The organism is Caulobacter sp. GW821-FHT05F04, from assembly GCF_059419665.1.
The window spans coordinates 367,074-393,406 of record NZ_JBWKSF010000001.1; the positions used below are offsets into that span (position 1 = coordinate 367,074).

A 26,333-nucleotide genomic window follows, 5' to 3' on the forward strand; every position below is an offset into this window, starting at 1 on the left:
AACAACTGTTCGAGGGAGAGCGCTCATGGCGGAAGCGGCTACACCGTCACCGGTCATCAATCCCGTTTCGACGGGTTATCGCCGGTACGCCCTATGGGTGCTGCTGATCATCTACACCCTGAATTTCCTGGACCGGCAGGTGGTCAACATCCTGGCCGAGCCGATCAAGCGCGACCTTGGCCTGGCCGACTGGCAGCTGGGCATGATGACGGGCCTGGCCTTCGCCATCTTCTACACCGTGCTGGGCATCCCGATCGCTCGCCTGGCCGAGACCAAGAACCGGCCCTTCATCATCGGCGCCTCGGTGGCCGCGTGGAGCGCGTTCACCGTGCTGTGCGGCTTCACCCAGAACTTCTGGCAGCTGATCCTGGCGCGGATTGGCGTAGGGGTCGGCGAGGCCGGCTGCACGCCGCCCGCCCACTCGCTGATCACCGACTACGTGCCGCGCGAGAAGCGAGCCAGCGCCATCGCCTTCTATTCGATCGGCACGCCCCTGGGCACCCTGGCCGGCATGGCCATGGGCGGCCTGGTCGCTGACGCCTATGGCTGGCGCGCGGCCTTCATGGTGGCCGGCGCGCCGGGCGTGATCTTCGCGCTGATCGCGGCCTTCACCCTGGTCGAGCCGCGCCGCCAGTTGGCCGCCGACATCGCCGCCCGCGCGAGCTCGCAGATCAGCTTCGCCGCCGCCATTGCGGTGCTGGCGACCAAGAAGACCTTCTGGCTGGTGGCCCTGGCCGCCTCGATCAAAGCTTTCATCGGTTATGGTTACGCGCCCTTCATCGCCTCGTTCTTCTTTCGCAACCATGGACCCGAGATCGCCCAGTTGGCCGCCGGCTTTGGCCTGAAGTCCGCCGGCTTCCTGGGTCTGGCGCTGGGCCTGATCGGCGGCACCGCCGGCGTGGTCGGGGCCTGGCTGGGCGGCGTCCTGGCCGACCGCCTGGGGGCCCGTGACCTGCGGGCCTATGTCATGGTGCCGGCCTTAGCGTCGCTGGTGACCATTCCCATCTTCATCACCGCCGTCAGCCTGGACGCGCCGATGCACGCGATCGGCTTTCTATCGATCAACGCCCTGCTGGCCACCCTGTGGTACGGCCCAGTCTACGCCACGGCTCAGAGCATCGTCGAACCCCACATGCGGGCCACCGCCTCCGCGGTATTGCTGCTGATCATCAACCTGATCGGCCTGGGCCTGGGGCCGGTGGCCGTCGGCCTCCTGAGCGACGTGCTGGCCGGTCAGATGGGCCTGGGCGAGGCGCAGGGCGTCCGCTGGGCGCTGATCGTCTCCGCCACGCTGGGCCTGGCCGCCTTCGGCCTGTTCTGGGCCGCCCGCAACAGCATCCGCGAGGAGATGGTCGCCTGATTTCCAGAGCGCCAGGGGCCCGGAATTTAGCCTCTGGCGCTTTGGCTTCCGCTCCGTCACAGTCCCCTCAACAATTAGAACAAATGTTTGAAGGGAGAGAGTCAGTATGGCCGACGCGCGTGCGTCCGGCGGCGAACGGCCGCTTTATTCGAATGGCTACAAGGCGACGGTGCTGGGGCTGCTGCTGGCCACCTACACCTTCAACTTCATCGACCGGACGATCATCGCCACCATCGGTCAGGCCATCAAGGTCGACCTGAAGCTGACCGACACCCAGCTGGGCTTGCTGGGCGGCCTCTACTTCGCCCTGCTCTACACCCTGCTCGGCATTCCCATCGCGCGTCTGGCCGAGCGCTGGAACCGCGTGACCATCATCTCGCTGTCGCTGGTCGTCTGGTCGGGCTTCACCGCCCTGTGCGGCGCGGCGACGAGCTTCGCCCAGCTGGCCCTGTTCCGCTTCGGCGTCGGCGTCGGCGAGGCCGGCTGCTCGCCGCCCAGCCACTCGCTGATCAGCGACTATTACGAGCCCAAGAAGCGCGCCTCGGCCCTGTCGATCTATTCGTTCGGCATCCCCCTGGGCACCATGTTCGGCGCGGTGGCCGGCGGCTGGCTGGCCCAGGAGTTCAGTTGGCGGGTGGCCTTCGTCATCGTCGGCCTGCCCGGCGTGATCCTGGCCCTGATCGTCAAGCTGGTGATCAAGGAGCCGCCGCGCGGCCATTCCGAGATCGTCGAGCGCCCGATCGAACCCGAGAACCTCGTGGTCGAGCCCGCGCCCAAGCCGGCCTTCTCCATGGCCAACGAGTTCGCCGAGCTGTGGGCGGTCTTCAAGATCCTGTTCTTCAAATGGCCCGTCCTGCACATGGTGCTGGGCGTGACCATCGCCTCGTTCGGCTCCTACGGTTCAGGCGCCTTCGTGCCGTCCTACTTCGTGCGCGCCTTCGGCCTGGGCCTGGCGCAGGTCGGCCTGATCACCGGCCTGATCGGCGGCTTCTCGGCCGGCGTCGGCACCCTGGTCGGCGGCTTCTTGAGCGACTGGGCCGGCAAGCGCAGCGTCAAGTGGTACGCCTGGGTCCCCGCCATCGGCCTGATCATCTGCACGCCGATCTACATCCTCGCCTATCTGCAGAGCGACTGGCAGGCGACGGCGATGATCCTGCTGATCCCCGGCATCTTCCACTATGTCTACCTGGCCCCGACCTTCGCCGTGGTCCAGAACTCGGTGGAGCCGCGCCGCCGGGCCACGGCCACGGCCCTGCTGTTCTTCTTCCTGAACCTGATCGCCCTGGGCGGCGGACCGGTCTTCACCGGCTGGCTGATCGACCATCTGGCGCAGTACCACTTCAACACCCCGGACGCGGCCGGCGTGGTCCACAGCCTGCTGGGCTCGTTTGGCGTCGAAGGCGGCCAGAGCTTCGCGGCGACCTGCCCCGGCGGCATCGCGCCCAAGGGCTCGGCGCCCGAACTGGCGGCGCAGTGCCGCTCGACCCTGGCCCTGTCCAGCCAGCAGGGGATCATCATCTCGCTGTGCTTCTACGCCTGGGCCGGCGTCCACTACGCCCTGGCCGCCATCGGCATGGTCAAGCACATGAAGTCGCGCGAAGCGGCGTAAGTAATAAGCCTCTTCCCTTGACTCCCGGGGCGGGCGGGCCGAAACGCCCGCCCATGATCAGCCGCTACGCCCGCCCCGAAGCCGCCGCCATCTGGTCCAGCCAGACCAAGTACAAGATCTGGTTCGAGATCGAGGCCCACGCCGCCGACGCCATGGCCGAGATCGGGACCATCCCGAAGCTCGCCGCCGAGACGATCTGGGAAAAGGGCCGCGACGCGGTCTGGGACAGCGACCGCATCGACGAGATCGAGCGCGTCACCAAGCACGACGTGATCGCCTTCCTGACCCACGTGGCCGAGATCGTCGGCCCCGAAGCCCGTTTCCTGCACCAGGGCATGACCAGCTCGGACGTGCTGGACACCTGCTTCGCCGTGCAGCTCAGCAAGGCCACCGACCTGCTGCTGGAAGACGTCGACCTCGTTTTGGCCGCCCTGAAGCGCCGGGCGCTCGAGCACAAGATGACCGTCTGCGTCGGCCGCAGCCACGGCATCCACGCCGAACCGATCACCTTCGGCCTGAAGCTGGCCGGCTACTACGCCGAGTTCCAGCGCGCCAAGGAACGCCTGGCCATGGCCAGGTTCGAGATCGCCACCTGCGCGATCTCGGGCGCCGTCGGCACCTTCGCCAATGTCGACCCGCGCGTCGAGCAGCACGTCGCCGACAAGATGGGCCTGGCGGTCGAGCCGGTCTCGACCCAGGTGATCCCGCGCGACCGCCACGCCGCCTATTTCGCGGCCCTTGGCGTGGTCGCCTCGTCGGTCGAGCGCCTGGCCACCGAGATCCGCCACCTGCAGCGCACCGAGGTCCTGGAAGCCGAAGAGCCGTTCGATCCGGGCCAGAAGGGCTCGTCGGCCATGCCGCACAAGCGCAACCCGATCCTGACCGAGAACCTGACGGGCCTGGCCCGCCTGGTCCGCTCGGCCGTGGTCCCGGCCATGGAGAACGTCGCCCTCTGGCATGAGCGCGACATCAGCCACTCATCGGTCGAGCGTGGCATCGGCCCCGACGCCACCGTCCATCTCGACTTCGCCCTGCGCCGTCTGGCCGGGGTGATCGAACGCTTCAACATCTATCCCGACAACATGGCCAAGAACCTGGACAAGCTGGGGGGGCTGGTCTTCTCGCAGCGCGTCATGCTGGCCCTGACCCAGGAAGGCGTCTCGCGCGAAGACGCCTACGCCGCCGTGCAGGGCAACGCCATGAAGGTCTGGCGCGGCGAAGGCCGGTTCATCGACTTCCTGAAGGCCGATCCCGTCGTCTCCAAGGCCCTGTCGGACACCGTGCTCGAGGAGCTGTTCGACTACGGCTACCACACCAAGAACGTCGACGTGATCTTCAAGCGCGTCTTCGGCGAGCAGGCCTGAGCATGAGCGAACCGCCGGTTCTTCGCCTCAATCCGGCGCTGGATCCGGCGGTCTTCGCGCAGACCTATGCGCGCGACGGCTTGGTGCGTATTCCCGAGGCGTTCGAGCCGGCGGTCGTCGATCGCCTGGCCGGCATTCTCGAACAGACCATCGACTGGGACATCATCTGCTCGGATGAACACGGCGGGGCCGAGGTCATCACCCGCGCCCGCCGGGCCGAGCTGGGCGATCAGGTCGTGGCGGGCAAGCTGTACGCGGCCACGGTCCGCGCCCGCACCGGCTTCGCCTATGTCTATCTCGGCTATCCGATGATCAACGCCTATGTCGAAGGCCGCGACCCGGGCCATCCGATCCACGCCCTGACGGCGTTCCTGAACAGTCCCGAGTTCATCGCCTTCGGCGCCGCCGTCACCGGCGAGGCGGGGATCACCAAGATCGACGGCCAGGCGACCTGCTACCGCCCGGGCGATTTTCTGACCCAGCACGACGACACCGGCGTCGGCGAGCGCCTGGCCGCCTATACCCTGGGCCTCACCCGCCAGTGGCGGCCGGACTGGGGCGGCCAGTTGCTGTTCCACGACGATCACGGCGACGTGGCGCGCGGCTTCGCGCCGGCGTTCAATGTCCTGACCCTGTTCAAGGTGCCCCAGCAACATTCGGTGGCCCCGGTCGCGCCCTATGCCGGCGCCCCGCGCCTGACGGTCACCGGCTGGCTGCGCAACGATCCGCCCAATGGCGCCGGCGCCCCCATTGGCGGCTAAGCGCGGCTTCCCGCCGGTCGTCGACGCGAACACCCGTGTTCTCGTGCTGGGCAGCCTGCCCGGCGAGGCCTCGCTCGCGATCAGGCAATACTACGGCAATCCACGGAACGCCTTCTGGCGGCTGATGGAAGGCGTGATCGACGCGCCGCTTACGCCGCTGGCCTACGAGGCGCGGCTGGCGACGCTGCTCGAGCACGGCGTCGGCCTATGGGACGTGATCGCCGAGGCCAAGCGCGAGGGCAGTCTGGACGCGGCTATTCGCGATCCGGCGGCCAACGACCTCTTGAAGCTGATCGAGACCTTGCCGGCGCTGCGGTGCGTCGCCTTCAACGGCGGCGCGGCGGCGAAGCTCGGCGCGCGGCTGATCGGCGAGCGGACGCCGACGATCGCCCTGCCCTCGTCCAGCCCCGCCCACGCGGCGCGGAGCTTCGGCGAGAAGGCGGACGCCTGGGCCCGCCTCAAGACTTTTCTCGTCTCCTAGCCCCGGTCCGGGCGAGCCGGCGACGACATTACGGGAAATTCATCTGCGCGCCGGCCGCGCTTGGGGCAGCATCCCCAGCTCAGAGGGGAATCCTACACATGCGCATCTTCCTGCTGGCCGCAGTTTCCGCGGCTGCGATTTCCGGCGCGGCCTTCGCCGCCGACAAGCCGATGTATGGAACCTGGGGCGTCGACCTGACGTCGCGCGACCTGACGGTGAAGCCGGGCGACGACTTCAACAAGTTCGCCAACGGCGCCTGGGAGAAGCGTACGACCATCCCGGCCGACCAGGCCTCGGCCGGCGTCGGCTACGACGTCTACAACCGCTCGCAGGACCAGCTGCGCACCTTGATCGAGACGGCCGACGCCTCGACCCCGATCGGCGCGCTCTACAAGAGCTTCGTCGACGAGGCCAAGGTCGAGCAGGTCGACGACGCGCCGCTGAAGATCGATCTGGCCGCCATCCAGGCGATCACGTCCAAGGCCGAACTGGCCAAGGCCATGGGCCGCGCCCACGGCGGTTTCGGCCCTGACCTGTTCTCGCTGGACATCTTCGCCGACGCCAAGACCCCCGAGATCAACACGCTCTATATCGGCCAGTCGGGCCTGGGCCTGCCGGACCGCGACTACTACCTGACCGACGGCTTCAAGCCGCAGCTCGAAGCCTACCGGGCCTTCGCCGAGCGGGCGCTGAAGATGGCCGGCTACGCGGATCCGGCCAAGGCCGCCGCCGACGTGGTGGCGTTCGAGACCGCCGTCGCCAAGGTCAGCTGGCCGGTCGCCGACCGCCGCGACATCGACAAGGTCTACAACCCCGTCTCCCTCACCGAACTGCAGGCCTATGCCCCCGAGATTCCGTGGGCGGACTATCTGGCCGCCGCCGGCGTCACCGGCCGCGACCAGGTGGTGCTGGGTGAGAAGACCGCCGTCCGCGACATCGCCAAGCTGTTCGCCGCCACGCCGCTGGAAACCCTGAAGGCCTGGCAGACCGTCCAGGGCGTCCAGGAGATGTCGCCCTATCTGTCCAAGCGCTTCGTCGACAGCCGCTTCGAATATGTGAAGGTGCTGAGCGGCCAGACCCAGCTGCGCCCCCGCTGGAAGCGCGGCGTGCAGCTCGTCGACGGCAGCCTCGGCGAGGTGGTCGGCCAGACCTATGTCGCCAAGTACTTCCCACCCTCGTCCAAGGCCCAGATGGTCGAGCTGATCGCCAATCTGAAGATCGCCATGGCCGAGCGGATTCAGAAGGCGCCGTGGATGGCTCCGGCCACCAAGCAGGCGGCGCTGACCAAGCTGTCGAAGATGACGGTGATGGTCGGCTATCCGGACAAGTGGCGCGACTATTCGGCCCTGAAGCTGGACGCCGGCGACCTCTACGGCAATGTCCGCCGCAGCGGCGCCTTCGAGTGGGCCTATGCCCTGAACGACCTGGGCAAGCCCGTCGACCACGCCAAGTGGGGCATGACCCCGCAGACGGTGAACGCCTACAATGGCGGTCTGGAGAACAAGATCGTGTTCCCGGCCGGCATCCTGCAGGCGCCCTATTTCGATCCGGCCGCCGACCCGGCGGTGAACTACGGCGCGATCGGCGCGGTGATCGGCCACGAGATCAGCCACGGCTTCGACGACCAGGGCCGCAAGATCGACGAGACCGGCAAGTTGCGCGACTGGTGGACGGCCGAGGACGCCAAGCGCTTCGACAGCCAGGCCGCGGTGCTGGGCGCGCAATATGACGCCTACGAGCCGGTGCCGGGCATGCGCATCAACGGCCAGCTGACCATGGGCGAGAACATCGCCGACCTGGCCGGCCTGCAGGTGGCCTATGACGCCTATCACGCCTCGCTGAAGGGCAAGCCCGCCCCGGTCGTGGCCGGCATGACCGGCGACCAGCGCTTCTTCCTGGCCTTCGCCCAGGCCTGGCAGGACAAGTCCCGCCCCGACTCGCTGAAGCAGCAGATGGCCTCCGACCCGCACGCGCCATCGAACTTCCGGGTCATCGGCCCGACGCGCAATGTCGACGCCTGGTACGCGGCCTTTGGCGTCAAGCCGGGCGACAAGTTTTACCTGCCGCCGGAAAAGCGCTCGCGTATCTGGTAGCAGCGGAACTGACCAACCGAAAAGCATGGGCGGGGGCGTCGCATCGGCGCCCCCGCTTCGCGTTTGCGGCGCCGCGCTTCTCGGGGCACCCTCTCCGCGACCTCGGAGAGAGCATGACCTTCGCCTCAACCATCGGCGCGACAACGTGGCGGTTCGACGGCCTGGCCGACCTGCTGGCCAAGGCTTCTCCACCGCGCTCGGGCGACGCCCTGGCCGGGATCGCCGCGACCAGCGCCCAGCAGAACGTCGCCGCCAAGCACGCCTTGGCGGACGTCCCGCTGAAGGCCTTCCTGTCCGAGACCGTGGTCCCCTACGAGACCGACGAGGTCACCCGTCTGATCCTGGACGGCCAGGACCCGGCGGCCTTCGCGCCCGTCGCGTCCCTGACCGTCGGCGAGTTCCGTGACTGGCTGCTCTCTGAAGCCGCGACACAAGCCGCCCTCGCCCGCCTCGCGCCGGGCCTGATCCCCGAGATGGCCGCCGCCGTCAGCAAGATCATGCGCAACCAGGACCTGATCCTGGCCGCCAGCAAATGCAGGGTCGTCACGAAGTTTCGCGACACCATCGGCCAGCCAGGAACCATGGCCGTGCGGCTGCAACCCAACCACCCGACCGATGATCCGGCCGGGATCACCGCCTCGATCCTGGACGGGCTGCTGTACGGGTGCGGCGATGCGGTGATCGGCATCAACCCGGCCAGCGACAACCTCTCGGTGCTGGGCGACCTGTTGCGGCTGATGGACGACCTGATCCAGCGGTTCGAGATTCCCACCCAGTCGTGCGTCCTGACCCACGTGACCAGCGCCGTGGAACTGGTCGAGCGCGGCGCGCCGGTGGATCTGGTCTTCCAGTCGATCGCCGGAACCGAGGCGGCCAACGCCAGCTTCGGCGTCACCCTGGCCCTGCTGAAGGAAGGGCTGGAGGCCGGCCGCTCCTTGAAGCGCGGGACCGTCGGAGACAACCTCATGTACTTCGAGACCGGCCAGGGCTCGGCCCTGTCGGCGGGGGCGCACCACGGCGTCGACCAGCAGACGCTCGAAGCCAGGGCCTACGGCGTTGCGCGCGCGTTCGAGCCGCTGCTGGTCAATTCCGTCGTCGGCTTCATCGGCCCCGAGTACCTGTATGACGGCAAGCAGATCATCCGCGCCGGGCTGGAAGACCACTTCTGCGGCAAGCTCCTGGGCGCGCCGCTGGGGGTGGACGTCTGCTACACCAACCACGCCGAGGCCGATCAGGACGATATGGACACCCTGCTGACCCTGCTGGCCGCGGCGGGCGTCACCTTCGTCATGGGCGTGCCGGGGGCGGACGACGTGATGCTGAACTACCAATCCACCTCGTTCCACGACGCGCTCTATGTCCGTGAGCTGCTGGGCCTGAAGCGCGCGCCCGAGTTCGAGGCCTGGCTGGAGCGGCTGAGGATCACCGGCGACGACGGCCGGCTGGCTCCCGCCCGCGCCGGCCATCCGCTGCTGGCCAGCGCATGAGCCGGCTGGTCCCGCCCGACCCCTGGAGCGCCTTGCGCGCACGCACCCCGGCCCGCATCGCCATCGGTCGCTCCGGGTCCAGCCTGCCGACTCGCGAGGTGCTGGCCTTCTCGCTGGCCCACGCCCAGGCCCGCGACGCGGTCCACACGCCGTTCGCGGCCGAGCAGGTCGCCGCCGGGATCGAGGCGCTGGGCGTCCCCACGCTGCGCGTCGACAGCGCCGCGCCCGACCGCGCGACCTATTTGCGCCGGCCGGACCTGGGCCGCCGCCTTTCCGACGCCAGCCGCATCGCCCTGGCCGCGGCGCGCGGTCCGGCCGACCTGGCGATCGTCGTGGCCGACGGCCTCTCCAGCACGGCCGTCCACGCCCACGCCGCGCCGCTGGTCGCCGCCCTGCTGCCCTACGCCAGAACCGAAGGCTGGAGCCTCGCGCCCATCACCGTCGCCAGTCAGGCCCGCGTGGCCCTCGGAGACGAGGTGGGCGAGTTGCTCGGCGCGCGGCTCGTGTTGCTGCTGGTCGGGGAGCGGCCGGGCCTGTCCTCGCCCGACAGCCTCGGGGCCTACCTGACCTTCCAGCCGCGGGTCGGGCGCACCGACGCCGAACGCAACTGCGTTTCCAACATCCGCGCCGAGGGGCTCTCCTACGACCAGGCCGCCTTCAAGCTGGCCTGGCTGATGCGCGAGGCGCTGCGCCTGTCGGCCACCGGCGTGTCGCTGAAGGACGAAAGCGACATCGAGGGCCTGCCCGGCGTTGTCGAGCAACCGGCGATCGCCCGCGATTTGGACGAACCGCGTTCTCCGTGATGAAATAGTAAACGGCGATCGGGGTCGGGCGACCGACACATCCTCCAGGACTCGTCCGCGGGCGAACGCGGGGCGCACCCTCGACGTCCAGACCATGGAGGGACGGGTCATGAGCGAACCAGGACCGGGCGGCGGCGTCAGTTACGAGACCGTCGACGACGGCTATTTCGAAAAGCGCGGCCTCAAGCGCTATGCGGGCGTGTTCTCGCTGTGGGCGTTGGGCGTCGGGGCGGTGATCTCGGGCCAGTTCTCCGGCTGGAACCTGGGCATGGGCGTCGGCGGTTGGGGCGGCATGCTGGTCGCCACCCTGATCATCACCGTCATGTATCTGGGCCTGACCTTCTCGATCGCCGAGATGGCGGCGGCCCAGCCCCATACCGGCGGCGCCTATTCGTTCGCCCGCTCGGCCATGGGTCCCTGGGGCGGCTTCGTCACCGGCCTGTGCGAGAACGTGGAATATGTGCTGACCGCGGCCGTGGTCTGCTTCTTCATCGGCAGCTATCTGGGCGGGATCTTCGAGACGCCGGCCTGGGTCCAGCCGCTCTACTGGATCGGAGCCTATGTCGTGTTCGTCGGCCTCAACGCCGGCGGGGTGGCGATGTCGTTCCGCTTCACGGTGTTCATCACCCTGCTGGCCCTGGCCTGCCTCGTCGTTTTCTGGGTCAGCGCCTTCCCGCACGCCGACTTCGGCAGATACGCCCTGAACGTCGGCCCCGGCGGGACCGAGCTGAAGGACGGCCACGGCCCCTTCCTGCCGGCCGGGATCGGCGGCGCCCTGGCCCAGCTGCCGTTCGCGGTCTGGCTGTTCCTGGCCATCGAGCAACTGCCCCTCGCCGCCGAGGAATCGCACACCCCGCAGCGCGACCTGCCCAAGGGCATCATCCTGGGCATGCTGACCCTGATCGTCTCGGCCCTGCTGGTGCTGTGGCTGAACAGCGCGATCCCAGCCGGGACCTTCGCCCTGTCCAAATCGGGCGAGCCGATCCTGGACGGCTTCCGGGCGATCTACGGCGGCTCGCTGGCCAAGGTCCTGGCGGCCGTGGCCGTGGCCGGCCTGGTGGCCAGCTTCCACGCGATCATCTTCGCCTATGGCCGGCAGATCTATTCGCTGTCGCGGGCCGGCTACTTCCCGCGCGCCCTGTCGGTGACCCATGGCGTGCGCAAGACCCCGGACGTGGCCCTGATCACCGGCTCGCTGGCCGGCCTGGCGGTGATGCTGGTCGTCTGGTTCGCCCTCGGCGCCGAGAAGGGCGCGGCGGTGATCGGCGGAACCCTGCTGAACATGGCCGTCTTCGGGGCCATGCTGTCCTATGTCGCCCAGGGCGCGTCCTACATCCTGCTGCGCCGGAAACTCCCGAACCTGGAACGGCCCTATAAGAGCGTGTTCGGCGTGGCCGGGGCCGGCGTGACCGTGATCATCTCGCTGGTCACGATCTTCTACCAGCTGAAGGACCCGGTCTATCGGACCGGAGTCATCGGGGTGGCGATCTGGTTCGCGGTGGGAATCGCCTACTTCGCCGCCGTCGGCCGCAAGAAGCTGGTGCTGTCGCCCGAGGAGGCCTTCGCCATCAACGGCGGCAAGGCCGCCTACGAGAGCCACTGACCATGAAAAAGGCCGCCCCAAGGGGCGGCCTCGTTCAGACCATCAAGGCTTGAGGCTTACTCGCCGGCCTTGATCTGCTCGCGTGCGACGGCCAGCAGTTCGTCCATCTTCATGCGAACCTCGCCCTCGGAGGCGGCGACGCCCGAGCCCTTGAGGTCCTCGAAGACCTTGCGCAGCACGTCTTCGTCGCCCGGCTGTTCGAAGTCGGACTTCACCACGGCGCGCGCGTATTCCTCGACGGTCGCCAGGCCCATGAGACCGGCCGCCCATTCGCCCAGCAGGCGGTTGCGGCGCGCGGCCGCCTTGAACTCGATTTCCTGGTCGTGCGCGAACTTGCGTTCGAAACCCTGTTCGCGTTCGTCGAAGGTGGTCATGAAGGCCCCAAAGTCGCCGAGAGCCTGTCGCGGCAAGATAAGTCATCTGGCCGCGACAGGCTCTAATTCTAAACGTTTAGAGCATGATGGTCGCCGAAACCGGCGTCCACTTTCGACTATCATGCTCTTACGCCGGCTGCATATCCTGCGGCGGTCTCCGCCGCAATCGGCGGATAGGCCGCGGATGACGTTTCCAACCATAACATAGCCCGAACACCGTCCGAAAGTTGTCCTTCGTTTGCGCGGCCGCGCTGATTCAGGTAGGTTCCGCGCGACATTTTCCAGTGAGCGGCCTTGAGTCGAACGCCGCGCGCAGCTATCCGCCGCGCGCGCTTTTCGTTTCTCCGGAAGATTCCGGACTTGAGGAGCGGCGCGCGCTTACAGAAGGGCCTCGACGAGAGCCATGACGACCCGTCGCAAGAAGATCTACGAAGGCAAGGCCAAGATCCTCTACGAAGGCCCCGAGCCCGGCACCCTGATCCAGTACTTCAAGGACGACGCGACGGCCTTCAACGCCCAAAAGAAGGCCATCCTGGAAGGCAAGGGCGTCATCAACAACCGGATCAGCGAGTACATCATGACTCGCCTGAACTCGATCGGCGTCCAGAACCACTTCATCCGCCGCCTGAACCTGCGCGAGCAGCTGATCAAGGAAGTCGAGATCGTCCCGCTCGAGGTCGTGGTGCGCAACATCGCCGCCGGCTCGATCGCCACGCGCCTGGGCCTGACCGAGGGTCAGCCCCTGCCCCGCTCGATCATCGAATTCTACTACAAGGACGACAAGCTGGGCGACCCGATGGTCTCCGAGGAGCACATCACCGCGTTCAACTGGGCCGCGACCCAGGAGATCGACGACATGATGGCCACCGCCCTGCGGGTGAACGACTACCTGTCGGGCCTGTTCAGCGCTGTCGGCATCACGCTGGTGGACTTCAAGATCGAGTTCGGCCGCATCTACGAGGGTGACTTCTCGCGGATCATCCTGGCCGACGAGATCAGCCCCGACAGCTGCCGCCTGTGGGACACCGTCACCAACGAGAAGCTGGACAAGGACCGCTTCCGTCGCGACCTGGGCAATGTCATCGAGAGCTATACCGAGGTGGCCCGCCGCCTGGGGATCATGAAGGAAATGCCGACCGTCATCCAAGGCGGCGTGCACTAAACCCTTCATCTGGAAGCAGCGCGGCCCGGAGCGCCGCGCGGGGAGAATCTGTCAGTGAAAGCCACCGTCCACGTGTTCCTGAAGCCCGGCGTGCTCGACGTTCAGGGCAAGGCCGTCGAGAACGCCCTGCATGGCCTGGGCTGGCCGTCGGTGAAGGACGCCCGCGTCGGTCGCGTCATCGAGTTCGACCTCGACGGCGCGGACGCCGAAGCCGCCAAGGCCGAGGTCAAGACCATGTGCGAGAAGCTGTTGGCCAACATGGTCATCGAAAGCTACCGCATCGACATCGCCTAGAGCCGTTCAAAAGGGCTCTAAACGTCTGATTCTAGAGCGCGATCTAGGCGCTGAAGCTGGCCCTCAGCGCCGCCAGGCTGGTCTCCCGGATGGGCTCCAGGTCCATGCCGGGATCGACCAATAGCTGGGTCGAGAGCCCCAGCAGCAAAGCCCCCACCATCAACGCGACCGCGTCGGCGTTCAGCCCGGCGCGGATCACGCCCTCGCGCTGCCCCCGCAGGACCAACGCCTCCAGGCGGGTCTCGACGTCCCTGTGCGCGGCCGCGAACGGCGCGCGCAGGTCCGAGACGTCGGACACCGCCCCGGCCATCAGCGTGAAATAGGCCCGCATCTCGCCGTCGCGCGTCAGGTTGCGCAGGAAGACGTCGACGAAGCCCAGCACGGCCTCCAGACCGTTCAGCGTGTCCAGCTGGCGGGCGTCCAGCAGCGCCTCGACCCGCGCCCCCAGCCGCGCGATCAGCGCCTCGATCAGCCCCTGCTTCGAACCGAACCTCTGGGTGACGAGCCCCCGGCTGTAGCCGGCGCGCTGGCCGATGCTCTCGAAGGTGGCCGCCGCCACGCCGCGCTCGGCGATCAGCTCGGCCGCCGCCCGAAGGAGCTCGCTCTCGGATTGCTGGCGGCGGTCAAGCTGGGTTCGGCGCGCGGCGGGCGCCTTAAGGGTCGCGATCATCTTGCGGAACATAGTTATTTGTTGGACAACAAGCAAATAAGAAGGACGGCCCCTAGGCCGCCGGGAGGAACGAGGAGCCGCCATGACGATCTCGACCGACATCGCCAACACCATCGTCGACCCGAAGGCCTACGCCGACGGCGATCGCGTCGACCAGGCTTTCGCCCAGCTGCGCCGCGAAGCGCCGCTGGAGGTGGCCCAGCCCGACGGCTTCGATCCGTTCTGGGTGGTGACCCGCCACGCCGACATTCTCGAGGTCGAACGCCAGAACGAGCTGTTCCACAACGGCGACCGCGCCACGGTGGTGACCACGATCGAGGCCGACAAGAAGGTCCGCGAGATGATGGGCGGCTCGCCCCATCTCGTCCGCTCGCTGGTCCAGATGGACAACCCCGACCACTTCGCCTACCGCAAGGTCACCCAGGGTTCGCTGCTGCCACAGAACCTGCGGGCGCTGGAAGCGCGGATCCGCGAGATCGCCCGCGGCTTCGTCGACCGCATGGCCGAGCACGGCGACCGCTGCGACTTCGCCCGCGACGTGGCCTTCCTCTATCCCCTGCACGTGATCATGGAGGTGCTGGGCGTCCCGGAAAGCGACGAGCCCCGGATGCTGAAGCTGACCCAGGAGCTGTTCGGCAACGCCGACCCGGATCTGAACCGGTCCGGCAAGTCGGTCACCGACGTCAACGAGGGCATCGACAGCCTGCAGTCGGTCGTCATGGACTTCATGATGTACTTCAACGCCATCACCGAGGACCGTCGCGCCAAGCCGCGCGAGGACCTGGCCAGCATCATCGCCAACGGCAAGATCAACGGCGAGCCGATGGGACACCTGGAGGCGATGAGTTACTACATCATCGCCGCCACGGCCGGGCACGACACCACCTCCTCGACCACCGCCGGCGCGCTATGGGCCCTGGCCGAGACCCCCGAGCAGTTCGCCAAGGTCAAGGCCGATCCGTCGCTGATCCCCGGCCTGATCGAGGAGTCGATCCGCTGGGTCACGCCAGTGAAGCACTTCATGCGGACCGCCACCGCCGACGCCGAGTTGGCGGGCCGCAAGATCGCCAAGGGCGACTGGATGATGCTGTCCTACCCGTCCGGCAACCGCGACGAGGCGGTGTTCGAGGACCCGTTCAAGTTCCGCGTCGACCGCACGCCCAACAAGCACGTGGCCTTCGGCTACGGCGCCCATATCTGCCTGGGCCAGCACCTGGCGCGCATGGAGATGCGGGTGCTGTGGGAAGAGCTGTTCGCTCGCCTCGACAGCGTCGAACTGGACGGCCAACCCACCCGCATGGTCGCCAACTTCGTCTGCGGTCCGAAGTCGGTGCCGATCCGCTTCAAGATGCACTGAAGGGCGGAACGATGAGCGCGGAACCCTTCAAGGTCTGGCAGTGTCGCACCTGCGGCTACATCTACGACGAGGAGCAGGGCGATCCGGGTGAAGGCTTGGCGCCTGGAACCCGCTGGGTCGACATCCCCGATGACTGGATCTGTCCGATGTGCGGCACGCCCAAGTCCGACTTCGACATGATCGAGCTGTAGCGCCAGCTAGGAGATCCTCCTGAACGCCCCGTCATTCCCGCCGGGAGATGACGGAACATCCGCCGCGACGTCTGCGGCTTCCTGATCGATGAGGCGCGCGCCAGGTCCAGTTGCCATGAGCCGTTTTGGAATATATGAAATATATACGTATCGTATATTCCGGAGCGCTGGGTGGGTATCGTCAATATCGAGGATGAGCTGCACGAGCGGCTGCGCCGCGCGAGCAAGGCGTCTTATCGGTCGATCAACGCCCAGGCGGCGTTCTGGATCAAGATCGGGATGCTCTGCGAATTGAACCCGGGCCTCACCTTCCAGGAGTTGGTGGCGCGTGAGCTGCGGGATGCGGGTGTCGACGCCCTTGATCCTGCCGGCGCGGCAACATGACAAAGGCCAAGGTTCCTCGGACGCCCTCATGACCATCGAGACCGAAGAGCAGCTTGAGAAGCTGCGCGCCGTTGGCGCCCTGGTGGCTCGCACCCTGGCCGCGATGGGCGAGGCGCTGGAGCCCGGGATGACGACCAAGGCGTTGGACGATTACGGCCGCGCTCTGCTGGAGAAGGAAGGCGCGCGTTCGGCTCCTGAGCTCACCTACGGCTTTCCGGGCGCGACCTGCATTTCGGTGGGGCCTGACTGCGCGCATGGCATACCGGATGACACCGTGGTGAAGGCGGGCGACCTGATCAACATCGACGTCTCGGCCGAACTGGACGGGTTCTTTGGCGACACCGGCGCAAGCTTCGCGGTTCCGCCGACGAGCGCTCGCATTGAACGCCTCTGCCGCGACGGCCGCCGGGCGATGTGGGCTGGAATTCGGGCCGTGAAGTCCGGCTCCTCGTTGAACGAGGTCGGCCGGTCCATCGAGACCTTCGCCCGGAAGCACGGTTACAGCCTGGTGCGCAATCTGGCGAGCCACGGCGTCGGCCGTTCTCTGCACGACGAGCCAACGGAAATCCCGACCTGGTATGAGCCGCGTGACCGCCGGACGATCCCGGAGGGCTTGGTCTTCACCATCGAGCCATTCTTGTCGCTGGGCGCGGAGTGGGTCGAGGAACAGGATGATGGTTGGACGCTGCGTCCACCGCTGCGTCAGGCCACGGTGCAGTACGAGCACACATTGGTCGCGACCCGCCGAGGACCGATAATCCTGACGCTAGCCTGAGCCCGTATCGGATCGGCTCACGCGCGGCGTCCAAGCGCGGTGGAACTTGCGATCCTCAAAATTCCCGCACCGCCCCCTTCCGCTCGAAGCTTCGCCGCACGATGTTCGGCCGGAGCGGAAGGGAGATCGCCGATGAACGCCAAATTCCATCTGGCCGAGGTCAATGTCGGCCGGCTCAAGGCCCCGATCGATCACCCGATGATCCGGGACTTCGCCGACAACCTCGACCGGATCAACGCGCTCGCGGAAAGCTCGCCCGGCTTCGTCTGGCGGCTGACGGGCGAGGGAAACAACGCCACCGACCTGGCGATCGACAATGATCCCCTGTTCATCCCGAACCTGTCGGTCTGGGAGGACATCCCCTCCCTCGGCGCCTACGTCTATCGCAGCGGTCATGTGGAGATCATGCGCCGTCGCCGCGAGTGGTTCGAGCATATGGACCTCTACATGGCCCTCTGGTGGGTCCCCGCCGGCCACACGCCGACGGTCGAAGAGGCCTTGGAGAAGCTCGCCCTGCTCGAGGCCCACGGCCCGACGCCGGCCGCCTTCACCTTCAAGTCGCCCTTCCCCCCGCCCACGGGCGAACCGGTCGAACCCGAGTTGGACGAATGCGCCTGACTTTCCCGCCGCGCGGGACTGACATCCCGTCCGAACGGTGCTACAGGCCCGCGCCATGAAAGCCGCCGTCGTCGTATTCCCCGGTTCGAACTGTGACCGCGACTGCAAGGTCGCCATCGAGCGCTCCGCCGGCGCCCGCGTCGAGATGGTCTGGCACCAGGAGACGGCGCTGCCGGACGACCTGGACCTGATCGTCCTGCCCGGCGGCTTCTCGTATGGCGACTACCTGCGCTGCGGCGCCATGGCGGCCCAGAGCCCGGTCATGAAGGAGGTCGCCGCCGCCGCCGACAAGGGCGTCGCCGTCGTCGGCATCTGCAACGGCTTCCAGGTCCTGACCGAGGTCGGCCTGCTGCCCGGCGCCCTGCTGCGCAACGCTGGCCTGAAGTACGTCTGCAAGGCCGTCGACCTCGACATCGTCAACGGCCAGACCCGCTTCACCGCCGGTTACGGCGAGCAGCGCGAGGCGGTCATGACCGTCGGCAACGGCGAGGGCAACTACTTCGCCGACGAGGAGACCCTCGACCGGATCGAGGGCGAGGGCCAGGTGGTGTTCCGCTACAAGCAGAACCCGAACGGCTCGGCCCGCGACATCGCCGGCATCGTCAACAAGGGCGGCAATGTCCTGGGCCTGATGCCCCACCCCGACCGCTCGTTCGACCCGGACCTGGGCTCGGACGACGGCGCGGTGCTGTTCCGCAGCATCTTCCAGAGCGCCTGAGGCCGACCTCCCTCCGTCCGCCGACGAAAAATGGGCTCGGCGACGCTGTTACTGTGTAGCAGCCGAAAAATCCCGGTCCTAAGGTGCGCCCCTCTGTAGGAGGGCCAACTATGAATCTCGTCTCCACCCTGCGCGCGGGCCTGCTGGCCGCCGCGGCCATGACCGTCTTCGGCGTCGCCGCCCACGCCCAGGTCACGCCGATGACGCCGGACATCGACGGCAAGTACGTCGCCGCCAAGATCAACTACGACTACGAAAAGCGCGTGGTCATGGTGCCGATGCGCGACGGGACCAAGCTCTACACAGTCATCGTGGTCCCCAAGGGCGGCAAGAACCTGCCGATCATGCTGACCCGCACCCCCTACAACGCCGCCAGGCGCGCCGCCCGGGCCGACAGCCCGCGCATGGTCGCCGCCATGCCCCAGGGCGACGAGGCGTTCGTCGCCGACGGCGGCTATATCCGCGTCTTCCAGGACATTCGCGGCAAGTACGGCTCGGAAGGCGAGTACGTGATGACGCGGCCGCTGAAGGGGCCGCTGAATTCGTCCGAGGTCGACCACTCCACCGACGCCTACGACACCATCGACTGGCTGGTGAAGAACGTGCCCGAGACCAACGGCAAGGTCGGCATGCTGGGCAGCTCGTACGAGGGCTTCACGGTCGTGATGGCCCTGGTCAATCCGCACCCGGCCCTGAAGGTCGCCGCGCCGATGAGCCCGATGGTCGACGGCTGGATGGGCGACGACTGGTTCCAGTACGGCGCGTTCCGCCAGATCAACTTCGACTATTTCGCGCGCCAGACCACCGTCCGGGGCGCCGGCGAGGGCGTCCAGCGCCAGGGCTATGACGACTACGCCAACTTCCTGCGCGAGGGCTCGGCCGGCGACTACGCCAAGAACCATGGCCTGGACCAGCTGACCTGGTGGAAGAAGCTGGCCCAGCACACGGCCTATGACAGCTTCTGGAGCGAGCAAGCCCTCGACAAGACCATGGAGAAGACGCCGCTGAAGGTGCCGACCATGTGGATCCAGGGCCTGTGGGACCAGGAGGACATCTGGGGCGCGGTGCACAGCTACCCGGCGCTGGAGTCCAAGGACGTCAACAACGACAAGAACTATCTGGTGCTGGGCCCCTGGCGGCACAGCCAGGTGAACTACGACGGCTACAACCTGGGTCCGTTCAAGTGGGACGGCGACACCGCCCTGCAGTTCCGCCGCGACGTGATGAAGCCGTTCTTCGACCAGTATCTGAAGGACGGCCCCAAGGCCGACACCCCGCCGGTGCTGATCTACGATCCGGGCCAGAACAAGTGGAACCGCTACGCCAGCTGGCCCCAGGGAGGAACGCAGGCGAAGGCCGGCAAGAACCTCTATCTCAGCGCCCAGGGCGCCCTCTCCTTCTCGGCCCCGGCGCCGGCCAAGGGCGCGGCGGCCTATGACGAGTACGTCTCCGACCCGGCCAAGCCGGTGCCGTACGTGCAGCGTCCGGTGCAGTTCGCCGACGGCGACCGCTGGAAAGCCTGGCTGGTCAGCGACCAGCGCCACGCCGAGAGCCGCACCGACGTCGTGAGCTATGTCACCGAGCCGCTGAAGGAGCCGCTGAAGATCGCCGGCGTGCCGAAGGTGAACCTGTTCGCCTCGACCAGCGGCACCGACAGCGACTGGGTGGTCAAGCTAATCGACGTCTTCCCCGACGAGGTTCCCAGCCAGCCCGAACTGGGCGGCTACGAACTGGCCGTGGGTATGGACATCTTCCGCGGCCGCTATCGCGAGAGCTTCAGCGAACCCAAGGCCCTGACGCCCAACAAGCCGCTGAAGTACCAGTTCATCCTGCCGACCGCGAACTACACCTTCCAGCCGGGCCACCGGATCATGGTGCAGGTCCAGTCCAGCTGGTTCCCGCTGTACGACCGCAACCCGCAGACCTTCGTCCCGAACATCTTCTTCGCCAAACCGGCCGACTACGTGAAGGCCACGCAGAGGGTGTTCCACAGCGGCGCCGACGCCAGCTTCATCGAACTGCCGGTGGTGGACGCCAAGTAACAACGAGAAAGGCCGGCGGGGTCACCGCCGGCCTTCCTTCTACGGAGAGAGTGTCGATCAGGTCAGCGGTCGCCGCGCCTGACGTTTTCATCCTGCTGATTGGCCTCGCCACCAGGGTTGCGGCCCTGCTCGTCCTGCCTGGGTCCGTCCTGCCTGGGTTGCCCTTGCTGCTGTTGCTGGCCGGGCGTTCGGCGTTGCTGGTCGTTCTGCTGCTGCTGCGGATCGCGGTTGTTGTCAGCCATGGGCCTTACTCCTGTTACACAGCGCGCTCGTGACGCACGGAGATAGAACGGGTCGGGACTCGCGGCGTTCCTACGGCCGAGCCGCCTTAATTCAGGCTAAGCTTTGGAATTTACACAGCTTTGCCAGAAACCCTCGCCACGCTGCCGCGATCGCCCGAAGCCGAAACGTTCATTCCGCTGATCGCGCCACTTAAAGCAAAGCTTTCGCCTCCAGCGTGAGATTCAAGGTTAATCCGCACTTTGCGGGGGAGAGAACTGGAATCCTCGTTTCGCAGCGCGCAACGTCAGCCGAACACTGAATGGGGAGGCGTCGGCGGAGCCCTCCGAAGACGCACAGAGTCAAAACACCATGGCCGACCACGAAGTTCGGTTCCCCGAGACCTATGTCAGCGGCGTGCCCGTCTGGGCCAAGCGCCGCAAGCGCTCCAGCGTGCATCCCCTGCTGAATCTAGTCCTCATCCTGCTGGCCCTGTTCGGGGCCGTGGTCATCGGCGTGTCGCTGCGCATGGGCTCGGTCGAGAAGGGTGGCGTCGTGATCGATCACTGGCTCGGCGAGGGCGGCGCCCACATGGAGCGCCTCATCAGGTCGATGTAGCCCGCCGTTCGGCCGGCAAGAAGAGCGACAGACTGTGGCGGAATCTGAACGACCGGGGTAGAAGGCGCGCCCATGAGCACGCCCCAAAAGCCCATGGCCGAATTGGCCGCCGAGTTCGGCCTGAAACCGGCCGAATATGACGTTGTCCTCAAGCGCCTGGGGCGAGAGCCCAACCTGGTGGAGTTGGGCGTGTTCTCGGTGATGTGGTCCGAGCACTGCTCGTACAAGTCCTCGAAGAACCAGCTGAAGAAGTTCCCGATCGACGGACCGCGCGTGATCTGCGGGCCTGGCGAGAACGCCGGCGTCATCGACATCGGCGACGGCGACGCGATCATCTTCAAGATGGAGAGCCACAACCACCCGTCCTACATCGAGCCTTACCAGGGCGCGGCGACGGGCGTGGGCGGCATCATGCGTGACGTCTTCACGATGGGCGCGCGGCCGATCGCCCTGCTGAACGCCCTGCGCTTTGGCGATCCGGAGCACCCGAAGACCAAGCGCCTGGTGGACGGCGTGGTCGCCGGCATCGCCGGCTACGGCAACTGCGTGGGCGTGCCCACGGTCGCCGGCGAGACCAACTTCCACAAGGGCTACAACGGCAACATCCTGGTCAACGCCATGTGCGTGGGCCTGGCCAAGGCCGACAGCATCTTCTACTCGGCCGCCCCGGGCCCGGGCCTGGCGGTCGTCTATTTCGGCTCCAAGACCGGCCGCGACGGCATCCACGGCGCGACCATGTCCTCGACCGAGTTCACCGAGGACTCCGAGGAAAAGCGCCCCACCGTCCAGGTCGGCGACCCCTTCGCCGAGAAGCTGCTGATCGAGGCCACGCTGGAGCTGATGGCCACCGGCGCGGTCGCCGCCATCCAGGACATGGGCGCGGCGGGCCTGACCTCCTCGTCGGTCGAGATGGCCGGCAAGGGCGGCGTCGGCATCGAGCTGAACATGGACATGGTCCCGCAGCGCGAGACCGGCATGTCGGCCTACGAGATGATGCTGTCGGAAAGCCAGGAGCGCATGCTGGCGGTCCTGAAGCCTGGCCGCGAGCAGGACGGCCACGCCATCTTCGAGAAGTGGGGCCTGGACGCCGCCGTCATCGGCTACACCACCGACACCGGCCGCCTGGTGCTGAAGCACCACGGCGAAACGGTCTGCGACGTGCCGCTGGCGCCGCTGTTCGACGACGCGCCGCTGTATGACCGCCCGTGGGTCCAGCCCAAGCTCGACCCGCGCCTCGATCCCGCGACCATCCCCGCCCCGATCGACTGGAACGAAGCGGTCCTGAAGATCGTCGGCTGCCCCGACATGGCCTCCAAGCGCTGGCTGTGGGAGCAGTACGACCGCCACGTGATGGCCGACACCCTGGAAGACAGCGCCACCGGCTGCGACGCCGGCATCGTGCGCATCCACGGCACGGGCAAGGCCATCGCCGTCACCAGCGACTGCACCCCGCGCTACGTCCAGGCCGATCCCTACGAGGGCGGCAAACAGGCCGTGGCCGAGGCCTGGCGCAACCTGACGGCCGCCGGCGCCCTGCCGATCGCCATCACCGACAACCTCAACTTCGGCAGCCCCGAAAAGCCCGAGACCATGGGCCAGATCGTCCGCGCCACCGACGGCATGGCCGAGGCCTGCCGCGCGCTGGACTTCCCGGTCGTGAGCGGGAATGTCAGCCTCTACAACGAGACCAATGGCGTCGCCATTCCGCCGACCCCGACCGTCGGCGCCGTGGGCCTGCTGGAAGACTACGACCTGCGCACCGACTTCTCCAGCGTCGCCGAGGGCGATACGCTGGTGCTGATCGGCGAGACGCGCGGCGAATTGGGCGCCTCGATCTATCTGCGCGAGATCCTGGGCCGCGAGGACGGCGCGCCGCCGCCGGTCGACCTGGCGCTGGAGCGTAAGAACGGCGACTTCGTGCGCGGCCTGATCAGCTCGGGCCTTGTCGCGGGGGTCCACGACCTGTCCGACGGCGGCCTGCTGATCGCCGCGGCCGATATCGCGCTGGCCAGCAAGGTCGGCGTCACCCTGAACGCCACCAGCACCGCCCACGCCCACCACTATCTGCTGGGCGAGGATCAGGCCCGCTACCTGATCGCCACGCCGGATCCCGACGCGGTGCTGGACGCGGCCAAGGACGCTGACGTTCGCGCCAGTGTCGCCGGCGTCGCGGGGGGGAACGACTTCGCGTCGAAGGACCTTTTCAGCGTCTCGCTCGACGCCCTGCGCACGGCTCACGAAGCCTGGCTGCCGGGCTACATGAACGCCCCCAAGGCCTAAGCCCGAAAGGCTCCAGTACGATGCGTATCCCCGCCCTGACCGCCGCCATCGCCGCCCTGATGCTGAGCGCCTGCGCGGCGCCCAGCGCCCAACAGGCCGCCGAACCGGCTCCGTCCGCCCAGACCCTGGCCGCCCAGTGCTCGGCCAAGGGCGGTTCGATCCAGCCGGTCGGCAAGGCCCAGATCCCGACCTGCGTCGTGCCCTATGCCGACGCTGGCAAGGCCTGCACCGACAAGAGCCAGTGCGAGGGCGCGTGCATCCTCGAGGGCAACCTGGAACCCGCGAGCGACGTCACCGGCCAGTGCCAGAAGACCAATCGCCAGTTCGGCTGCTACGCCAAGGTGGTGAACGGCAAGTCGACCGGGGCGATCTGCGTCGACTGATCCCGCCCGGGGTCAGGCGTAGGTCACGTTCTCCAGGCTGAAGGCGAAGGGCGTGGACGTTCGTCCCGGCCCGCCGCCGGTCATCACGATATCCGCGCTGGCCAAGCCCAGAAGTGAGATCTCGGTGTTGACCTGGGACAGGATGGCCGCGTTCATCACCTCGCCCTCAACGACCTGAGAGACCACGCCGATCCAGATCGTCGGCCTGAACGAGAAGACGGCCTTCTGGCCGGGCGCGATGCTGGTCTTGCTCGCGAAGAGCTTTCCGGCCTTGTAGATGTTGGCGTTGATCGCACCCATGGCCAGGTTGTTGCGGACTTCGATCTCGGTCACGCTGGTCGCCGGACCGGCGGCCTGCAACGTGTCGCCCGAGGCCGTTAGCGACAGAGCGAACGCCTGGCCATTCGCCGCCGACATCTGCGGCGAATAATTGCCATAGCTGTCGGAAGCCGAGACCATGTTGCTCATGGGATAGGTGAAGGGGTGGTTCCAGCCCTGGCCGCAGTTCTTGATGACCCGCCAGGCCACCGCCAGTTCGTCGAACGATGTCGAGGCGTTCCTGCCGAAGATCACGATGTCGCTGCTGTTGAGATCGTTCGACTGATTGATGAAGTTCAGCTTGACGGCATGGCCGTCCCGCTCATCGCCCGCCTGAGCGAAAGCGGTGACGTCGGCCTGGTTACGGTCGTTGGACTCGTTGACGAAATCTGGCGCGGCCACCTCCGTCGAGGCGGCGGCAAGCGGTTCAGCGGTGTCGGCGGGCATGGCTATCCTCCCAGCGTGGATCGCAATCCAAACTAGAATAACGCCGATATACAACCAAGTCGAATCAGGCAGCGTGCGTCCGGCCCGACCACCGCGCCACCGTCTCCAGCAGCTTCGTCGGGTTGATCGGCTTTCCCAGGTGGTCGTCCATGCCGGCCGCCAGGCAGGTGGCGATCTGTTCGGGCAGGACGTTGGCGGTCATGGCCACGATCGGGGTGGCCGCGCCGCGCGCGCCCTCCATGGCCCGGATCTCGCGGGTGGCGGTCAAGCCGTCCATGACCGGCATCTGCACGTCCATCAGCACGAGGTCGAAATGGCCCTGGCGCATGGCCTCGACGCCGGCGACGCCGTCATTGGCGGTCTCCACGTCCACGCCAAACGGCTCCAGCATGGTCTTGATCAGCTCGCGGTTGACGGCGTTGTCCTCGACCAGCAGCAGGCGCACGCCCGCCTCGCCGTCCAGCAGCGGCGTGGCCTCCGCCTCCTGCGCGGCCAGTTCGGCCAGCGGCCCGCGGACCTCGAACCAGAAGGTCGAACCCTGCCCTTCGACGCTGTCGACGCCGATCTGGCCCTCCATACGCTCGACGATGCGGCGCGAGATGGCCAGGCCCAGGCCCGTGCCCCCGAACCGGCGCGAGACAGCCGCGTCGGCCTGCGAGAAACGATCGAAGATGTTGTCCAGATGCTCCGGCGCGATGCCGATGCCGGTGTCGCTCACCGCGCCGCGCAACAGCGCCGCGTCGCCCTCGACCTTCTGGCTAAGCGCCACCGTGATCGAGCCGTGGGCCGTGAACTTCACGGCGTTGGACAGGAAGTTCAGCAGCACTTGCGACAGGCGCGGCCCGTCCAGGTTCATGGGCCTGAGGCCCTTGCTGGTCTTGACCTTGATGACCAGGCCCTTGGCGACGGCCCGCTCCTCGACGAGCGCCGCGCAGGACGAGGCCATGGCGGCGGGATCGAACGGCGCCGGGTCCAGCTCCAGCCCGCCGGCCTCCAGCCGAGAGAAGTCCAGCACGTCATTGACCACGCTCAGCAGGGTGTTGCTGGCGTCGAGGATGTGGCCGACCTGGCGGGCGGCGGTCTGGCTCAGGCCGCGCGAGCGGCGCAGCACCTCGGCGAAACCGATGATGGCGGTGAGCGGCGTGCGCAGCTCGTGGGTCATGTTGGCCAGGAAGTCGGACTTGGCCGCCGACGCCGTCTCGGCCAGCTCCAACGCCTTGGCGATGTCCAACTCCAGCTGCTTGCGCTCGGTGATATCGCGCGAGGTGACCAGCAGGATCCCGGAGCCGTCGCCCAGCAGAGAATAGGCGCTCTCCAGCCAGATCAATGTTCCGTCCTTGCGCGTGCACTCGTAGTCGGCGGTGGCGGGCGGGCCTCCGGGCGTCAGGCCGCGGATCAGCTTCTGGACGCGCGCGAAATCGACCTCGCCGACCATGGCCTGGGGCGGCAAGGCCATGAACTCGTCCAGCGTATAGCCGGTGATCCGCTGGATGCTGGGCGAGCTATAGACGCGCTCGCCCTTCGGCGACCACAGGGCCACGTGGTCGGTCAGGTTGTCGCTCAGCAGGCGATAGAGGCGTTCGGCCTCCTCCGCCTCGACCCGGCGACGGTCGGCCTCCTCGATCGCTTCCTGCTTGGCGTCGAGGCTGGCGGAGAGGTCGTCGCGCAAGCGTTCCAGCCGCAGGCGCTGGCTGGTCAGCCAGTAGGACAGCGGCGCGGCCACCACCAGCGCGATCAGCAGGGTCGAGAGGGGCGTGTAGGCGTTCGGCGTGTTCAACAGGACGATGTTGACCAGATAGTCCGTCGCCATGACCGCGCACACGATGAGAGCCACCGTCGGCGCGGTTCCAAAGATCCGATCTTTCAAGACGCCCAGGTTGATGGTGTGCTCCCGCTGCCGACTGAATCACGTTGCACCTCGC

At 67.3% G+C, this 26,333-nt stretch carries 25 protein-coding genes and 1 pseudogene; 21 read left to right on the forward strand and 5 right to left on the reverse strand.

The window, feature by feature from the left end:
- Window positions 1-25 precede the first annotated feature (25 nt).
- The 9 genes from AC07R7_RS01825 to AC07R7_RS01865 all read left to right on the forward strand — a co-directional run bounded on the left by AC07R7_RS01825 (window position 26) and on the right by AC07R7_RS01865 (window position 11,561).
- Complete coding sequence (locus AC07R7_RS01825; RefSeq protein ID WP_494633880.1) at window positions 26-1,360, forward strand: spinster family MFS transporter; 1,335 nt, start codon at window positions 26-28, stop codon at window positions 1,358-1,360.
- A 106-nt stretch (window positions 1,361-1,466) separates the two neighbouring features.
- Window positions 1,467-2,969, forward strand: coding sequence for a spinster family MFS transporter (locus AC07R7_RS01830; RefSeq protein ID WP_492835009.1), 1,503 nt, complete (start codon window positions 1,467-1,469; stop codon window positions 2,967-2,969).
- Window positions 2,970-3,022: 53 nt separating this feature from the next.
- Window positions 3,023-4,333 (forward strand): adenylosuccinate lyase, encoded by a 1,311-nt coding sequence (purB, locus tag AC07R7_RS01835; protein ID WP_494633882.1) that lies wholly within the window; start codon window positions 3,023-3,025, stop codon window positions 4,331-4,333.
- A gap of 2 nt (window positions 4,334-4,335) precedes the next feature.
- Window positions 4,336-5,094, forward strand: coding sequence for a 2OG-Fe(II) oxygenase family protein (locus AC07R7_RS01840; RefSeq protein ID WP_494633884.1), 759 nt, complete (start codon window positions 4,336-4,338; stop codon window positions 5,092-5,094).
- Entirely contained in the window at window positions 5,084-5,575 is a 492-nt protein-coding gene (locus tag AC07R7_RS01845) for a DNA-deoxyinosine glycosylase (protein WP_494633886.1), read from the forward strand. Before AC07R7_RS01840 ends, AC07R7_RS01845 begins: the two co-directional genes overlap by 11 nt.
- Window positions 5,576-5,673: 98 nt before the next feature.
- Complete coding sequence (locus AC07R7_RS01850) at window positions 5,674-7,668, forward strand: M13 family metallopeptidase (RefSeq protein WP_494633888.1); 1,995 nt, start codon at window positions 5,674-5,676, stop codon at window positions 7,666-7,668.
- 113 nt (window positions 7,669-7,781) lie between these two features.
- Window positions 7,782-9,155 (forward strand): ethanolamine ammonia-lyase subunit EutB, encoded by a 1,374-nt coding sequence (locus AC07R7_RS01855; RefSeq protein WP_494633889.1) that lies wholly within the window; start codon window positions 7,782-7,784, stop codon window positions 9,153-9,155.
- Window positions 9,152-9,958 carry an ethanolamine ammonia-lyase subunit EutC gene (gene eutC, locus AC07R7_RS01860; RefSeq protein WP_494633891.1) on the forward strand — a complete coding sequence of 269 codons (807 nt, stop codon included), beginning with the start codon at window positions 9,152-9,154 and terminating at the stop codon, window positions 9,956-9,958. The genes AC07R7_RS01855 and eutC overlap by 4 nt, the downstream gene beginning before the upstream one ends.
- Before the next feature lie 109 nt (window positions 9,959-10,067).
- Window positions 10,068-11,561 carry an amino acid permease gene (locus tag AC07R7_RS01865; RefSeq protein WP_494633892.1) on the forward strand — a complete coding sequence of 498 codons (1,494 nt, stop codon included), beginning with the start codon at window positions 10,068-10,070 and terminating at the stop codon, window positions 11,559-11,561.
- Between the two features lie 56 nt (window positions 11,562-11,617).
- Here AC07R7_RS01865 and AC07R7_RS01870 read toward each other — a convergent pair whose 3' ends face one another.
- Window positions 11,618-11,935: a DUF1476 domain-containing protein gene (locus tag AC07R7_RS01870; RefSeq protein WP_125156314.1), complete on the reverse strand. Its 318-nt coding sequence runs from the start codon at window positions 11,933-11,935 to the stop codon at window positions 11,618-11,620.
- A gap of 403 nt (window positions 11,936-12,338) precedes the next feature.
- Between AC07R7_RS01870 and purC the strand changes: the two genes are divergently transcribed.
- Together purC and purS are read left to right on the forward strand one after the other, a co-directional pair.
- Window positions 12,339-13,097 carry a phosphoribosylaminoimidazolesuccinocarboxamide synthase gene (gene purC / locus AC07R7_RS01875; RefSeq protein WP_125156313.1) on the forward strand — a complete coding sequence of 253 codons (759 nt, stop codon included), beginning with the start codon at window positions 12,339-12,341 and terminating at the stop codon, window positions 13,095-13,097.
- Between the two features lie 54 nt (window positions 13,098-13,151).
- Window positions 13,152-13,391, forward strand: a complete 240-nt coding sequence (gene purS, locus AC07R7_RS01880; protein ID WP_494633893.1) for a phosphoribosylformylglycinamidine synthase subunit PurS — start codon at window positions 13,152-13,154, stop codon at window positions 13,389-13,391.
- 43 nt (window positions 13,392-13,434) lie between these two features.
- On the opposite strand, the gene AC07R7_RS01885 is transcribed toward purS, so the two are convergent.
- The gene (locus AC07R7_RS01885) at window positions 13,435-14,061 is read right to left on the reverse strand and encodes a TetR/AcrR family transcriptional regulator (protein WP_494633894.1); all 627 of its coding nucleotides are present in this window, start codon (window positions 14,059-14,061) and stop codon (window positions 13,435-13,437) included.
- Window positions 14,062-14,143: 82 nt separating this feature from the next.
- Here AC07R7_RS01885 and AC07R7_RS01890 point away from each other — a divergent pair, with 82 nt between their 5' ends.
- The 7 genes from AC07R7_RS01890 to AC07R7_RS01920 all read left to right on the forward strand — a co-directional run bounded on the left by AC07R7_RS01890 (window position 14,144) and on the right by AC07R7_RS01920 (window position 20,146).
- Window positions 14,144-15,418 carry a cytochrome P450 gene (locus AC07R7_RS01890; protein WP_494633896.1) on the forward strand — a complete coding sequence of 425 codons (1,275 nt, stop codon included), beginning with the start codon at window positions 14,144-14,146 and terminating at the stop codon, window positions 15,416-15,418.
- A gap of 11 nt (window positions 15,419-15,429) precedes the next feature.
- Window positions 15,430-15,609: a rubredoxin gene (locus tag AC07R7_RS01895; protein WP_494633897.1), complete on the forward strand. Its 180-nt coding sequence runs from the start codon at window positions 15,430-15,432 to the stop codon at window positions 15,607-15,609.
- A gap of 171 nt (window positions 15,610-15,780) precedes the next feature.
- Window positions 15,781-15,993 carry a ParD-like family protein gene (locus AC07R7_RS01900; protein ID WP_492883330.1) on the forward strand — a complete coding sequence of 71 codons (213 nt, stop codon included), beginning with the start codon at window positions 15,781-15,783 and terminating at the stop codon, window positions 15,991-15,993.
- Complete coding sequence (gene map, locus AC07R7_RS01905) at window positions 15,968-16,768, forward strand: type I methionyl aminopeptidase (RefSeq protein ID WP_494633899.1); 801 nt, start codon at window positions 15,968-15,970, stop codon at window positions 16,766-16,768. The genes AC07R7_RS01900 and map overlap by 26 nt, the downstream gene beginning before the upstream one ends.
- Before the next feature lie 132 nt (window positions 16,769-16,900).
- Window positions 16,901-17,386 carry a DUF3291 domain-containing protein gene (locus AC07R7_RS01910; RefSeq protein ID WP_494633900.1) on the forward strand — a complete coding sequence of 162 codons (486 nt, stop codon included), beginning with the start codon at window positions 16,901-16,903 and terminating at the stop codon, window positions 17,384-17,386.
- A 55-nt stretch (window positions 17,387-17,441) separates the two neighbouring features.
- Window positions 17,442-18,104: a phosphoribosylformylglycinamidine synthase subunit PurQ gene (purQ, locus tag AC07R7_RS01915; protein WP_494633902.1), complete on the forward strand. Its 663-nt coding sequence runs from the start codon at window positions 17,442-17,444 to the stop codon at window positions 18,102-18,104.
- Window positions 18,105-18,214: 110 nt separating this feature from the next.
- Complete coding sequence (locus tag AC07R7_RS01920; RefSeq protein WP_494633904.1) at window positions 18,215-20,146, forward strand: CocE/NonD family hydrolase; 1,932 nt, start codon at window positions 18,215-18,217, stop codon at window positions 20,144-20,146.
- 62 nt (window positions 20,147-20,208) lie between these two features.
- Here AC07R7_RS01920 and AC07R7_RS01925 read toward each other — a convergent pair whose 3' ends face one another.
- The gene (locus tag AC07R7_RS01925; protein WP_492883322.1) at window positions 20,209-20,388 is read right to left on the reverse strand and encodes a hypothetical protein; all 180 of its coding nucleotides are present in this window, start codon (window positions 20,386-20,388) and stop codon (window positions 20,209-20,211) included.
- Window positions 20,389-20,737: 349 nt separating this feature from the next.
- Between AC07R7_RS01925 and AC07R7_RS01930 the strand changes: the two are divergent.
- The 3 genes and pseudogenes from AC07R7_RS01930 to AC07R7_RS01940 form a co-directional block, all read left to right on the forward strand.
- Window positions 20,738-20,938: pseudogene (locus AC07R7_RS01930) on the forward strand (hypothetical protein); the annotation flags it as partial.
- A 117-nt stretch (window positions 20,939-21,055) separates the two neighbouring features.
- Window positions 21,056-23,263 (forward strand): phosphoribosylformylglycinamidine synthase subunit PurL, encoded by a 2,208-nt coding sequence (gene purL, locus AC07R7_RS01935; RefSeq protein WP_492835041.1) that lies wholly within the window; start codon window positions 21,056-21,058, stop codon window positions 23,261-23,263.
- 20 nt (window positions 23,264-23,283) lie between these two features.
- Window positions 23,284-23,646: a hypothetical protein gene (locus tag AC07R7_RS01940; protein ID WP_494633905.1), complete on the forward strand. Its 363-nt coding sequence runs from the start codon at window positions 23,284-23,286 to the stop codon at window positions 23,644-23,646.
- A 12-nt stretch (window positions 23,647-23,658) separates the two neighbouring features.
- Here AC07R7_RS01940 and AC07R7_RS01945 read toward each other — a convergent pair whose 3' ends face one another.
- Both AC07R7_RS01945 and AC07R7_RS01950 read right to left on the reverse strand, forming a co-directional pair.
- Window positions 23,659-24,411 carry a hypothetical protein gene (locus AC07R7_RS01945; protein ID WP_494633906.1) on the reverse strand — a complete coding sequence of 251 codons (753 nt, stop codon included), beginning with the start codon at window positions 24,409-24,411 and terminating at the stop codon, window positions 23,659-23,661.
- A gap of 64 nt (window positions 24,412-24,475) precedes the next feature.
- Window positions 24,476-26,293 carry a PAS domain-containing hybrid sensor histidine kinase/response regulator gene (locus tag AC07R7_RS01950; protein ID WP_494634266.1) on the reverse strand — a complete coding sequence of 606 codons (1,818 nt, stop codon included), beginning with the start codon at window positions 26,291-26,293 and terminating at the stop codon, window positions 24,476-24,478.
- Window positions 26,294-26,333 lie beyond the last annotated feature (40 nt).